This window comes from Halopelagius longus (assembly GCF_900100875.1).
Lineage (GTDB): Archaea > Halobacteriota > Halobacteria > Halobacteriales > Haloferacaceae > Halopelagius > Halopelagius longus.
In genome coordinates this window covers 48,745-62,198 of sequence record NZ_FNKQ01000003.1, presented here as the reverse complement: position 1 = coordinate 62,198, position 13,454 = coordinate 48,745, and the positions used below count along the sequence as shown (strand labels likewise).

The 13,454-nt window shown below is 67.4% G+C and carries 12 protein-coding genes; 9 read left to right on the top strand and 3 right to left on the bottom strand.

All coding sequences use genetic code 11. The features are described 5' to 3' along the window. Window positions 1-15: 15 nt before the first annotated feature. The 9 genes from trpC (at window position 16) to BLS11_RS10940 (ending at window position 11,028) form a co-directional block, all read left to right on the top strand. Window positions 16-786 carry an indole-3-glycerol phosphate synthase gene (gene trpC / locus BLS11_RS10980; protein ID WP_092537406.1) on the top strand — a complete coding sequence of 257 codons (771 nt, stop codon included), beginning with the start codon at window positions 16-18 and terminating at the stop codon, window positions 784-786. Next, window positions 783-2,030, top strand: a complete 1,248-nt coding sequence (gene trpB / locus BLS11_RS10975) for a tryptophan synthase subunit beta (protein WP_092537404.1) — start codon at window positions 783-785, stop codon at window positions 2,028-2,030. Before trpC ends, trpB begins: the two co-directional genes overlap by 4 nt. Beyond that, window positions 2,031-2,873 carry a tryptophan synthase subunit alpha gene (trpA, locus tag BLS11_RS10970; protein ID WP_092537402.1) on the top strand — a complete coding sequence of 281 codons (843 nt, stop codon included), beginning with the start codon at window positions 2,031-2,033 and terminating at the stop codon, window positions 2,871-2,873. Between the two features lie 30 nt (window positions 2,874-2,903). Continuing rightward, window positions 2,904-3,698 carry a 2-amino-3,7-dideoxy-D-threo-hept-6-ulosonate synthase gene (locus tag BLS11_RS10965; RefSeq protein WP_092537400.1) on the top strand — a complete coding sequence of 265 codons (795 nt, stop codon included), beginning with the start codon at window positions 2,904-2,906 and terminating at the stop codon, window positions 3,696-3,698. 125 nt (window positions 3,699-3,823) lie between these two features. Further along, window positions 3,824-4,900: a DUF2891 domain-containing protein gene (locus BLS11_RS10960; protein WP_092537397.1), complete on the top strand. Its 1,077-nt coding sequence runs from the start codon at window positions 3,824-3,826 to the stop codon at window positions 4,898-4,900. Window positions 4,901-5,862: 962 nt separating this feature from the next. Continuing rightward, window positions 5,863-6,378 carry a GNAT family N-acetyltransferase gene (locus tag BLS11_RS10955; RefSeq protein WP_175454434.1) on the top strand — a complete coding sequence of 172 codons (516 nt, stop codon included), beginning with the start codon at window positions 5,863-5,865 and terminating at the stop codon, window positions 6,376-6,378. Window positions 6,379-6,547: 169 nt separating this feature from the next. Continuing rightward, on the top strand, window positions 6,548-7,297 hold the full coding sequence (locus tag BLS11_RS10950) for a helix-turn-helix domain-containing protein (protein ID WP_092537393.1): 750 nt from the start codon (window positions 6,548-6,550) through the stop codon (window positions 7,295-7,297). A 56-nt stretch (window positions 7,298-7,353) separates the two neighbouring features. Beyond that, on the top strand, window positions 7,354-9,756 hold the full coding sequence (locus tag BLS11_RS10945; protein WP_092537391.1) for a heavy metal translocating P-type ATPase: 2,403 nt from the start codon (window positions 7,354-7,356) through the stop codon (window positions 9,754-9,756). An 87-nt stretch (window positions 9,757-9,843) separates the two neighbouring features. Next, window positions 9,844-11,028: a 3-dehydroquinate synthase II gene (locus BLS11_RS10940; protein WP_092537389.1), complete on the top strand. Its 1,185-nt coding sequence runs from the start codon at window positions 9,844-9,846 to the stop codon at window positions 11,026-11,028. A gap of 28 nt (window positions 11,029-11,056) precedes the next feature. On the opposite strand, the gene BLS11_RS10935 is transcribed toward BLS11_RS10940, so the two are convergent. From BLS11_RS10935 to BLS11_RS10925, 3 genes are all read right to left on the bottom strand, one after another. Next, complete coding sequence (locus tag BLS11_RS10935) at window positions 11,057-11,494, bottom strand: zinc ribbon domain-containing protein (RefSeq protein WP_092537387.1); 438 nt, start codon at window positions 11,492-11,494, stop codon at window positions 11,057-11,059. A 26-nt stretch (window positions 11,495-11,520) separates the two neighbouring features. Continuing rightward, window positions 11,521-12,225, bottom strand: coding sequence for a type I 3-dehydroquinate dehydratase (locus BLS11_RS10930; RefSeq protein ID WP_092537385.1), 705 nt, complete (start codon window positions 12,223-12,225; stop codon window positions 11,521-11,523). Between the two features lie 154 nt (window positions 12,226-12,379). Beyond that, window positions 12,380-13,432, bottom strand: a complete 1,053-nt coding sequence (locus BLS11_RS10925; RefSeq protein ID WP_092537383.1) for a transcription initiation factor IIB — start codon at window positions 13,430-13,432, stop codon at window positions 12,380-12,382. Between the last annotated feature and the right edge of the window lie 22 nt (window positions 13,433-13,454).

Genomic DNA, 13,454 nt, shown 5'->3' with positions numbered 1-13,454 from the left:
CGTTGATGTACAACGATGGACGCTAGTGAGGACGAACTTGCGCCGGAGGTGCGGTCCATCCTCGCGGCCGCACGCGACCGGTCGGGCGGGAAGTCGCGCGTCAGCGTCGACGCGCGGTCGTTCCCCGACGCGGTGGACGCCGCCGAGGCCGACGGGCGAGTGCCCGTCGTCGCGGAGGTGAAGCCGACGAGTCCGACCACCGAAGGGACGAGAGGCGACGACCCGGTCGAACTCGCCCGCAAGATGGTCGGGGGCGGGGCGACGGCCCTGTCGGTGTTAACCGAACCGGACCACTTCGGCGGTTCGACCGAGAACCTCCGGCGGGTCCGGGAGGCCGTGGACGTGCCCGTCCTGCGGAAGGATTTCGTCGTCAGCGAGGCGCAACTCGACGCCGTGGAGGCCGACCTCGTCCTCCTCATCGCGCGGTTCGTCGGCGACGACCTGCCGGACCTCCTGTCGGCGGCGCGCGAACGCGGCTTTCAGGTGCTCGTGGAGGTCCACGACCGGGCGGAACTGGACCGCGCGGTCGAGGCGGGTGCCGACATCATCGGCGTGAACAACCGCGACTTGGCGAAGTTGGAGGTGGACCTCGAAACGTTCGAGAGGGTCGCGCCCCACGTCCCAGACGACGCGACGCTCCTGGCCGAGAGCGGGGTTTCCAGCGTCGAAGACGCTCGCCGTATGCGCGCGGCGGGCGCGGACGCCCTCCTCGTCGGCACGGCCATCATGGACGGCGACGTGCGAGCGAACACGGAACGATTCACGACAGCGGAGACATCCGAATGACGGAGACACAGACAGACGGCAAGTTCGGCGAGTACGGTGGTCAGTACGTCCCCGAGGCGCTCATGCCCGCGATAACGGAGTTGACGGACGCCTACGAGCGGTACGTGCTGGAGAACGAAGACGGCTTCATGGACGAGTTCCGGCGCCGCCTGCGCGACTTCGGCGGGCGACCGACGCCCACGCAGTACGCGGAGCGACTGTCGGAACGGTACGACTGCGACGTCTACCTGAAGCGCGAGGACTTGGTCCACGGGGGCGCGCACAAACTCAACAACGCCCTCGGGCAGGTCCTCTTGGCGAAGTACATGGGCAAAGAGCGCATCGTCGCGGAGACGGGCGCGGGCCAACACGGCACCGCGACGGCGATGGCGGCGGCGCACCTCGACATGCCCTGCGAGGTGTACATGGGCAAGCGCGACATCAACCGCCAGCGACCCAACGTCTTCCGCATGCGACTCAACGGGTCGAAGGTGACGCCCGTGACGGCGGGCCGCGGCACCCTGAAGGAGGCGATAAGCGAGACGATGCGCGACTGGGCGACGAACGTCGAGGACACCCACTACGTCATCGGGTCCGTCGTCGGCCCGCACCCGTTCCCGGCGATGGTGCGGGACTTCCAGTCGGTCATCTCCGAGGAGGCCCGCGAGCAGATGCGCGAGAAGGCGGGCGAACTCCCCGACTCGGTCCTCGCCTGCGCCGGCGGCGGGTCGAACACGATGGGCGCGTTCGCCGAGTTCGTAGACGACGAGGACGTCGCCCTCTACGCCGTCGAGGCGGGCGGGAGTTCCCTCTCCGTGGACGAGGAGGCGGGCGTCGCGCCCAACTCCGCGTCGCTCTCGACGGGGCGGGAGGGCGTCCTCCACGGCGCGCGCACGAAGATTCTGCAGGACGGCGACGGCCAGATTATGGAGTCGCACTCGGTCTCGTCGGGCCTCGACTACGCGGGCGTCGGCCCGGAACTGGCCCACCTCGCGGACGAAGGCCGCGTGACCGCGGTGAACGTCGACGACGACGCGGCGTTGACGGCGTTCCACCGCCTCTCGCAGTTGGAGGGTATCATCCCGGCGTTGGAGTCCGCCCACGCGTTCGCCTACCTCGAAGAGCACCACGGCGAGTTGGGCGACTCCGTGCTGGTGAACCTCTCCGGCCGCGGCGACAAGGATCTCGAATCGGTCATCGAGGAGACGGAGAAGCGCGACATCGACATCGCGCCCGACATGACCGAGTTCGCGGGGGGGTTCTAGATGGCGAACGACGCCCTCGAAGCGGCGTTCGCGGACGGCCCGGCGTTCGTTCCGTACCTCGCGGCGGGCGACCCGGACTACGAGTCGTCGCTGAAGTACGTCGAAGCCCTCGAACGCGGCGGCGCGGACGTCATCGAACTCGGCCTCCCCTTCTCGGAACCCGTCGCCGAGGGTTCGACCATCCAAGGGGCGGTCGTTCGCTCCTTAGAGGCCGGGATGACGCCCGACCGCTTCTTCGAGTTCGTGGAGGACCTCGACGTGGACGTGCCCCTCGTCTGCATGACGTACTACAACCTCATCTACCAATTTGGAGACGAATCCGGGCCGCGCCCGTTCGTCGAGAAGGCCGCGGAGGTGGGCCTCTCGGGGTTCGTCGTTCCGGACCTGCCCGCCGAGGAGGCGGACCCCCTGCGGGAGGCCTGCGACGAGTTCGGGTTGGACCTCGTGTTCATCGTCGCGCCGACGACGCGCGGGGAGCGACTCGAACGCATCATGGAGCAAGTGTCGGGCTACGTCTACGTCCAGGCCCGACTCGGCGTCACCGGCGCGCGCGACGACGTGTCCGGACAGACCGAGGAGAGCCTCGAACGCCTCGCCGACTACGACGTGCCGAAGGCGGTCGGATTCGGCATCAAGACGGGCGACCACGCCGAGCGAATCGTCGCCGGCGGCGCCGACGGCATCATCGTCGGGAGCGCTCTCGTGGATATCGTCGCGCAAGGTCACGAGAACGGCGAGGACGCGGAAGCGGTCGCGGACCGACTCGAATCGCTGGCTCGCGAACTGAAGGACGGATCCGAACGCGGATTCGCGCAACGTGAGCCACAAGCGGAACGCACATAACCCGAGGTTGCTACAGTCTCACACAATACAATGCACGTAGGACTCGACGCACGACTCGAACGCATCTCGACAGGGGGACGGTACGTCGTCGTCCCGATGGACCACGGAATCACGCTCGGCCCGGTCAAGGGTCTCGTAGAGTTGGAATCGACGGTAGACGCCATCACGCGCGGCGGCGCGGACGCGGTTCTCACGCAGAAGGGCGTCGCCCGGCGCGTCCACCCGAACAAGAACGGCAAGGGCTACATCGTCCACCTGAACGGATCGACGGTCATCGGTCCCGACGAGAACGACAAACGCATCACCGGATCGGTCGAGGAGGCCCTTCGCTCCGGCGCCGACGCCGTCTCGTTCCACATGAACGTCGGGTCGGAGCACGAACCCGACCAGATGACCCAACTCGGCGAACTGACCGAGACGGCGCACCGCTACGGCGTGCCCGTCCTCGCGATGAACTACGCGCGCGGCCCCGGAGTCGACGAACACGACGCCGAGAGCCTCGCCCACGCGGTTCGCCTCGCCGAGGAACTGGGCGCGGACGTCGTGAAGACGGCGTACTCCGGCGACGGCGACTCCTTCGAACGCGTCTGTAACGCGACGCGCCTGCCGGTCATCATCGCCGGCGGGAGTCGCGGCACGGACAGAGAAACCGTCGAGATGGTTCGCGGCGCGATGGACGGCGGCGCGGCGGGCATCTCGATGGGTCGCTCCATCTTCCAACACGACGACCCCGAGGCCATCACGCGCGCAGTGAGCGCAGTCGTCCACGACGACGCCGACACCGAGAGCGCACTCCGCAAAGCCGGACTCGGCATCGAAGCGTAACGCCGCCGTTCTACTCTTCTCTCGACGCGCCGCGCGCCTCGTCTGTGCGTCCCGTCTTCGCGCCCCGTCTCCACGTACCACGCCGGCAACCGATTAAATACGGAGAGGGAGAAACGACCCGTCCGATGGAGACACTCGCCGACGCCGATACCGAGACGGTCCTCGCGGGGAGGAGCGATTGGTTCGACTCGGAGGTGGCGGAGACGCTCGCGCACCACCCGCTGGAGTCGCTCGAAACGGAGTTCCCGCACCACGTTCGGTCCGTCGACTCCCCCTCCGGCGGTCCGCGGCCGAAGGAGCGGCATCCGGTGTTCTTCGGTTGTTACGACTGGCACTCCGCGGTGCACAGTCACTGGGCGCTCGTCCGCCAACTCCGACTGTTCGAAGAGCACCCCGAGCGGTCCCGAATCGTCGAGAGCATCGACGGGCGGTTCACACCCGAGAACGTCGAACGCGAAGTCGAGCAGTTCGAGCGGAACCCCTCGTTCGAGAAGCCGTACGGCTGGGCGTGGCTCCTCCACCTCGCGTCGGAACTGCACCGCTGGGACGACGACTACGCCGACGAGTGGCGCTCGGTGCTCGAACCGCTAGAGCGGACGGTGCGCTCCCTCGTTCGCTCGGAGTTTCTGACGCAGGAGCGACCGTTCCGCGTCGGCACCCACCAGAACTCCGCGTTCGCCCTCCACTGCGCCCTCGATTACGCGCGGACGGTGTCCGACGAGGAACTCGAAGCCGACGTCTCGGAGACGGCGACGGCGTTCTTCGCCGGGGACCGGGACTACCCGGTCGAGTACGAACCGCTCGGGTGGGACTTCCTCTCGCCGTCGCTGACGGAGGCGGACCTCATGCGTCGCGTCTACGACCGCGAGGAGTTCACGACGTGGGTCGAGGGGTTCTTCCCAGACCTGACCCGCCCCCCGTACGATTCCGTCCTCGAACCCGTCCGCGCCGATTCGGACCCCGAGGAGGGGGTCGCGCTCCACCTCGTCGGGCTGAACGTCTCGAAAGCGTGGTGCGCGGCGGGCCTCGCGTCCGCCCTCGACGGGCACCGGTACGCCGAGGCGTTCCGCCGGAGCGCGGAGAAACACGCCGAGTACGGGTTAGAACGCGCGTTCACCGACAACTACGCCGGGTCCCACTGGCTCTCCTCGTTCGTCCTCTACCTCCTCACGAGAAACGAGGGCGGCATCGCACCCGAGTAGTTCCCCGGTAACAGGCTCTCTTCCTCTCGATTCTCTGGTTTTCGCTCGAAGGCGCTCGGAGCGACGCGCCTCCTCCGTCGAGGCTCCGATTTCACCGAACAGCCCTATTTGGTATCGCTGTATTCGGTTTATAACTCTGCTGTAGCCCTCGACTCGCGCTCTCGTCGAGTGCCGCGTTGCCCTCCGACGGCGCTTCTACGGCCGGTTTCGTCAGCGGGCACCGTCTCGGCGCTGGACCGTCGCCGTAATTCGAGATATCCCGGGATTCTCGGGTGATACCGGCCGGTGGCGGACTGGATGTCGGTCGAACACGTTTCGACTCGCGCGCAGTGACGAACCTCCCGACGAGTCGGCGTTCGGCGGTGAGTGACCTCGGGTGGACGATGGAACTCGATTGCAGCATCTCGACGGTCCTCCTCGATACCACCCCGGTTCTGCACCTCTCCGACTCCTTTCGTTACGTGTTACCATATCACTGCTCAGCCCCGGGTGCAGGCAGTCATCGCGGACGGAACTCCGGAGGTGTAACCGGGCGAGTCGGCCGTGCGTTCTCGGGCCGGGAACTCACCTCGGAACGCACGTCCCGTCGAACGCCGCGTCGGGTCGCGCGTCGATATCTTCGGGCGGGACGCTGACGCCGCCGTGAGCGCCGTGGATGTTTTCGAGGGAGAGAACCTCGTTATCGGCCGGTGAAGGCCCTTTTCGACGTGTCCGGGAAACTCGCTCGCCGAGTGAACGACGACGCCGAAGACCCCCTCTCACCGGCGAATAAACTCCCGAATGCTATATCGAATTGAGGGTGCCGGGTGCGATCCCCGTTTCGGAGGATACCGGTCTGCGCCTAGTACGGTCACGGAGGAATAGTGGGAATTGGTCAGTACAGCACGCACACCGGTCGCCGGCACCATCTCAATCTAAGTCCGCAGAATAGTTTCAAACAGATGAGAGACGTACTCCGGAGTATGCCCGGACCGGTGTTCCTCGAAAGTGACAGATTGTCACTCCGAACTGTCGAATCAGAAGATAGAGAATTCATTCGGAGCCACTGGAATTCACCTGAACTCCGTCACTGGTTTGCTAAGACCGATCCGATAGATAGCGAGCGACTCTCCGATTTCCTTGAGACTAATGACACCGAGGTTCACTTCTTGCCGTGTCGAGATAGTGTTCCGGTTGGATTCCTGTGGCTGTTCAGAATCGACGACGTCGCGGGCCGTGGGGAAATCGGATACTGGGTTTCTCCCGAAGAACAAGGAAATGGGTATGCGACTGAGGCTGCCGAACTCGGCCTGAGATACGCATTCAACGAGAGAGGCTTGCATAAGGTCATGGCGCGTGTTTTTGAAGGCAATAAGACTTCTCAACGGATTCTTGAGAAATTAGGGTTTGAAGAAGAAGGCTACCTACGAGAGCATTACTTCGTTGACGGTGAATACGTGGATACCCGCTTTTTTGGGCTATTAGCCGATGACAAATAAGCAGCCATACCGAGCGACTGATTCTTCCTCAACGCCGATGCACAGAAGTCACGCATCAAACATCCTCCGATGTCGGGTGCGAATCACCACGACTTCGATGGTGTGACCGACGCCGGTCGGACGAACGGCCGAGGTCACGTGTTATGTCCGGGCGGCCCCAAGTCGCGGTATGCGCGAACTCGTCTTCGCCCTCGAGTACGAACCCGGATGCAACAGGGTGGCCGACACCCTCGCGGACCACCCCGACGCCCGCGTTCGGTCGCTGTCGCTGCACGCCACCGACGAACGCCTCTGGCGGGTCGACCACGCCGTCGGGAGCCCGGACGCCCTCGACGACGTCGAGGACGCCTTTCTCAACAGCGACTACTACGCCGATTGCCTCGCGACCGACGACTGCGGCGCGACCCAGACAACCCGCGTCCTCGACCACACCGACGACACGCTCGTTCTCTACTCCGACTGGGAGCGCACGCCCGCCTGCGCGTCCGTCCCCCACATCGCCCGCGACCACCTCGGCGACGGCGTGTTGTTCGAGACGCGCCACGAGGGTCGTCACTACACGTGGCGCATCATCCACCCCGGCGAGGGCGACGTGGCGGCGTTCTTCGACGCCCTCGGCGCGGCGGTCGGCGACTGCGCCCGGATGGAGATGCTCCGGACGGCGGACACGTCGGCGTCGGCCGGCGGGACGGACGGCGGCGCGGGCGGTCTCTCCCCGGAACAGGAGGCCGCACTCAGGGCCGCCGTCGAACACGGCTACTACGAGTCCCCGCGCGAGGTCGACGTCGGCAACCTCGCCGACCACCTCGACGTGCCGCGGTCGACGCTCACCTACCGCCTCCGCCGGGCCGAAGAGCAGTTGGCCAAGCGGTACGTCGCCGGCGAGAGACTGACGGACGGAGCGTCCGCACCGCTCTGATGGTTTTGGAATATTCCAACTAACCCTTATCGAACTGCCGCCCCTACCTCGAAGCGATGACCGACAGATCGAACGCCGCGGGGCGGACGAACGAGGCGGGACGGCCGCGGGAACTGACCGCTCGCCTCACCGTCCCCGAGATGGACTGCCCGTCCTGCGCGCAGAAGGTCGAAAAGAGCCTCCGGCGCGTCGACGGCGTCGTCGAGACGACGCTCCAACCGACGACCGGAACGGCCGCCGTCACGTACGACCCCGACCGCGCCAGCGAGGCCGACGTGGTCGAGGCGATAGCGGCCGCGGGGTACGAGGTAGTCGGCGGCCCGGACGCCGACGAAACGGACGGTTCGGCCGACGGCGTCGACATCGCGCCGCCGTCCGACGTCTGGACGAGTCCGCGCGCGAAGAAGACGTGGGTCGGCGCGGCGTTCGTCGTCGTCGGCCTCCTCTTCGAGTTCCTCCTGACGACGCAGAACGTCGTCGTGGCGAGCGTCCTCGACTACCCGCTCTCACTTGCAGACGTGCTGTTCCTCGGGGCCGTCGCCGCGAGCGGTATCCCCGTCGTCCGAAGCGGCTACTACTCAGCGAAGAACCGGAGCCTCGACATCGACCTGCTGATGGGGACGGCCATCGTCGCCGCGACGGGCATCGGCTACTTCGTCGAGGCGGCGACGCTCGCCGTCCTGTTCAGCATCGCCGAACTCCTCGAAGACTACGCGATGGACCGGGCTCGGGACTCCCTGCGGGAACTGATGGAACTGTCGCCCGACGAGGCTACCGTCCGGCGCGACACCGGGTCGTCGGAGACGCCCCGAGGAGACGGCGAAGCCGTCACCGACGAGGAGGTGACCGTCTCCGCCGAAGACGTGGCCGTCGGCGAGACGGTCGTCGTCCGTCCGGGCGAGAAGATTCCGCTCGACGGGACGGTTCTGGAGGGGGAGTCTGCCGTGGACGAGTCGCCCATCACCGGCGAGAGCGTTCCCGTCGATAAGACCGCCGGCGACGAGGTGTACGCCGGCGCAATCAACGAGGAGGGGTACCTCGAAGTGGAGGTCACCTCGACGGCGGGCGACTCGACGCTCTCGCGCATCATCGAGATGGTGCAGGGCGCGCAGGCGAAGAAGACCGAAACCGAGCGGTTCGTCGACCGGTTCTCGGGGTACTACACCCCGGCCGTGGTCGCCTTGGCGATTCTGACCGCCGCCGTCCCGCCGTTCGTCGTCGGCGAGCCGATTTCGGTCGGCGCGGCGGGGTACGCGTTCACCTTCGCCGGCGATTGGCAGACGTGGTTCGTCCGCGGCCTCACGCTGTTGGTCATCGCCTGTCCCTGTGCGTTCGTCATCTCGACGCCCGTCTCCGTCGTCTCGGGCGTCACCAGCGCCGCGAAGAACGGCGTCCTCATCAAGGGGGGCAACTACCTCGAGGCGATGGGCGACGTCGACGCCGTCGCCGTGGACAAGACGGGGACGCTCACCGAGGGCGAACTCGCGGTCACCGACGTCGTCGCCCTCGGGCGGACCGACGAGTCGACGCTCCTCCGGCACGCCGCCGGACTGGAACGGCGCAGCGAGCACCCCATCGCCGCGGCGGTCCTCGCCCGCGCCGACGAGGCGGGCGCGGGCGACCCGCCCGAACCGACGGCGTTCGAGAGTCTGACCGGCAAGGGAATCCGCGGAGATATCGACGGCGAGACGTACTACGCCGGAAAGCCCGCGCTCTTCGAGGAGTTGGGATTCGACCTCTCGCGGACGCGCGCGGCGACCGACGGCGGTGTCGTCCCCGAGGACGCGGCCGGACCCGGCGGCGGCGCGTTCGCCGAGGATACCCTCGCCGCGTTGGAACGGGAGGGTAAGACGGTCGTTCTCGTGGGGACGGAGACCGAGCTTCTGGGCGCTATCGCCGTCGCCGACGAGGTGCGTCCGGCGTCGAAGCGGGCCGTCGAGCGTCTGCGGGAACTCGGCGTGGAGCGCGTCGTGATGCTGACGGGCGACAACGAGGGGACGGCGCGGGCCATCGCCGAACGGGTCGGCGTCGACGAGTACCGCGCCGAACTCCTCCCCGAGGAGAAGGTTGAGGCCGTCGAAACGCTGCAGGCCGAGTACGGCGACGTGGCGATGGTCGGCGACGGCGTCAACGACGCGCCCGCGCTGGCGACGGCGGAGGTCGGCGTCGCCATGGGCGCGGCGGGGACGGACGCGGCCCTCGAAACCGCCGACATCGCGCTGATGGGCGACGACGTCGGGAAGCTTCCCTACCTGTACGCCCTGTCGCAGACGGCCAACGGCGTCATCCGACAGAACATCTGGGCGAGCCTCGGCGTGAAACTCCTGCTCGCGCTCGGCGTTCCGCTCGGACTTGTGAGCGTCGCACTCGCGGTCGTCGTCGGCGACATGGGGATGAGCCTCGGAGTCACCGGGAACGCCATGCGGTTGGCGCGAATCGACCCCGAGCGGTTCGAGTGACCGCCCGCCTCCGCACTCGAACCCGTCGCCCGGCAATTCTGTTGAGAGTCGCCACGTTCAAGCCCTACTGACGTGTCGGTTCGCACAATGACTCGGAGCGTCTGGCTCAAGGCCGACGACGCAGTCGGCGACTGGGAGACGAGGAAGCGACGAATCACCGCGGGTCTCGAAGCGGGCGTCGATTGGGTACTCGTAGACGAGGAGGACGTCGAACGCGTCCGTTCGCTCGGCGACGTGAACGTGGCCGCCTTCAGGAACGGCGGGGACGTTCGCCTCGTCGACGACGTCGAGGAGGCCGAGAACGAATCGCCGGACGCGAACGCCGACGCCTACTTCGTCGGCAAGGACGGCGAGGGCGACGGCACCGTCGACCTCCCCTCCGACTTCTCCGGGTCCGCGGACCTCACGACGCTCCGCCGCGACGACGAGAGAGCCAACGGCGCGTACGTCCGCATCCTCTCGAAGGACTACGAGTCGTTCGCCGAGGAGGCGGCCTTGGACGCGGACCACACCATCGTCATCGGGGACGACTGGACGATCATCCCCCTGGAGAACCTCATCGCACGCATCGGCGAGGAGACGGAACTCGTCGCGGGCGTCACCTCCGCCGAGGAGGCGAAGACGGCGTTCGAGACGCTCGAATCCGGCTCCGACGGCGTCCTCTTGGACAGCGACGACCCCGACGAGATTCGCCGGACCGTCGAGATACGCGACGAGGCCGAACGCGAGTCGCTGGAACTCCGGTGGGCCGAGGTGACGGCCGTCGAACGGACCGGCATGGCCGACCGGGTCTGCGTCGATACGGGCAACCTGATGGAACACGACGAGGGGATGCTCGTCGGCAGCATGGGTCGGGGTCTCTTCTTCGTCCACGCGGAGACGGCCGAGTCGCCGTACGTCGCCTCCCGACCGTTCCGCGTCAACGCCGGCGCGGTCCACGCGTACGTCCGGACGCCCGACGGCGGGACGAAGTACCTCTCGGAACTGAAAAGCGGCGACGAGGTGCAGGTGGTGGACGAAAGCGGCCGGACGCGGGAGGCCATCGTCGGGCGCGTGAAGATAGAGAAGCGGCCGATGTTCCGCGTCGAGGCCGACGTGGACGGCGACAGGGTGGAGACGCTCCTGCAGAACGCAGAGACCATCAAAGTCCACACGCGCGAGGGCCGCACGTCGGTCACGGACCTCGAAGCCGGCGACGAAATCCTCCTCTACTACGAGCAGACCGCCCGCCACTTCGGCGAGGCGGTCGAAGAGAGCATCATCGAGAAGTAGTCCGCCGGCCGCCCGTCGCCGCGTCCCTCTACTTTACCTCGTCGCCGCGTTCCTCGACGTCGACGTTCTCGACGCCGTCGGGCCGACCCTTCAGTTCCGTCGCGCACCACGGACAGAACGTCATCTGCGCGTCGAGTTCGCCGCCGCAGTTCGGACACCGCGGGCCGGACTCCCCCCGGTGGCCGCGCGCGGCGACGTAGTAGGCGTCCACCGTGCTGAGAAACAGGAGCGCGAACACCGGACCGGTCACCTCCGTGGGGAGGGCCGAGGGGTCCGACACGGACACCGTCGTCGGGTCGGCGAACGCGAACACGAGTGCCACGCCGACGGCGACGACGAACGTGAACCACGCGAGTGCTCTCCGCCATCGCCGCAGGTAGACGTGCCCAGCGCCGGCGATGCCGACGCTCGCACCGAGTACGCCCACGAGGGCGGCGACCATCGCTCGCCGACGCGTATCAGCCATGTCGTGGCCCGAAGCGGTCCCGCCGCTTAAGTGTCCGGATTTCTTTCGAGGTCGCCGACGAGTCGAGAAAGCGTCTCCAAGTCGTACTGGCCGGGCGCGGTGGCCTCCGCCGGTCGGACGGGGGCGTATCCGATCTTCGACCCGTAGACGGGCGCGACGGCGCGCGTGTGTCTTCCCGCCTCGCCCATCGCCATCGTCGCGACGGTGTCGCCCCACGTCGTCGCGGCGTTCGTCGCTTCGAGGAGTCGGAGGGCGTCGTGGTCGTCCGTCGCCGTCACCGCGACTTTCCCCACGTCGCCGACCGTCGCCGCCTCGTGGAGCGTCTCGCGGAGTTCGGAGGCGGCGGGCGTCCCCTCGAAGTCGTGGAACGAGGCGACGACGGACGCGCCCGCCTCCCGAACTCGGTCGGCCGCCGTCGCGCCCCGGGGGGTGAGGAGGCTGTCGAGTTCGATATCGACGGCCGCCACCGCGTCCCGTTCGGCCGCCCGTTCGAGCGTCGCCAACCGGTCCTCGTCGTCGTCGTCGCAGTCGCCGCCCTCCCACGAGGCGCGGTTCGTCGCGACGAGGGGAACGTCGCCGTCGTAGGCGCCGAGGGCCGACTCGGGGTCCGAATCCGCCAGATCCATCCGGAACTCCACGGCGTCTGCGTGTTCGCCGACGCGGGGGTCCGCGGCGTCCGAGAGGTCGGCCGTCGCCGCGGCCAGCACGAACGAGTCGAACGAGAGGTCCATACTCGAAGGCGGAAGGCCGGCGACTAAACGCTTACCCGGCGCGCGAAATCGGCCGGAACTCCGGAGGTGACACGCCGTCTCCGCGGCGGACGCGGCGCGGCGCCGTCGCTCCCGGGCAGAGATAAACCGAAACACCGCTGAGAAGCGTCGTCGGTCAGGCGAGGCCGATGCTGTCCTCGGCTTCGAGGAGTTCGTGGTAGCGGTTGCGGATGGTGACCTCGGAGATGTCCGCAACGTCGCTGACGGCGGCCTGCGTCGTCTTCTCGTTCGTGAGGAGGGCGGCGGCGTAGACGGCGGCGGCCGCGAGGCCGACCGGCGACTTGCCCGAGTGGACGCCCTTCTCCTTTGCGTTCTTCAGCAGTTGGCGCGCGCGCATCTTCGACTCGTCGGAGAGTCCCAGCTCCGAAGCGAAGCGCGGGACGTACTGCTCGGGGTCGGCGGGCTTGACTTCGAGCGACAGTTCGCGGGCGATGTATCGGTACGTTCGGGCGACTTCGCTCTTCTCGACGCGGGAGACGTCCGTAATCTCGTCGAGGGAACGCGGGACGCCGGCCATCCGCGCGGCGGCGTACGTACAGGACGTGGCGACGCCCTCGATGGAGCGTCCCGGCAGCAGGTCGTCGTCCAGCGCGCGGCGGTAGATGACCGACGCCGTCTCGCGGACGTTCTCGGGCAGGCCCAACGCGGAGGCCATCCGGTCGATCTCGCCGAGCGCCTGCTTCAGGTTGCGCTCCTTGGAGTCGCGGGTGCGGAATCGCTCGTTCCACTTGCGGAGACGCTGCATCTTCTGGCGCTGGTTCGACGACAGCGAGTTGCCGTACGCGTCCTTGTCGCGCCAGTCGATGTTGGTCGACAGCCCCTTGTCGTGCATCGTGTTCGTCGTCGGCGCGCCGACGCGGGACTTGCTGTCCTTCTCTTGGGCGTCGAAGGCGCGCCACTCGGGGCCGCGGTCCACGGAGTCCTCGGTGATGACGAGGCCGCAGTCGTCACAGACGGTCTCTCCGTGTTCGTCGTCGGTGATGACGTTGCCGCCGCACTCCGGACACGTTAGCTCCTCGTCGGTCGTCTCCGACTCCGTCTCGGATTCGTCCGCCGGTCGCCCCCACTTCTCTCCCGCGGAGTCGGCGCTTCGTTCCTCGCCGGTCCGCTCTTGCGGTTCCTCTCTCGTTCTCGCAGTTCTGCGAGTGAAGGTGCTCTTCTCGCTCATTGGTACAGCGACGAATGCCTCG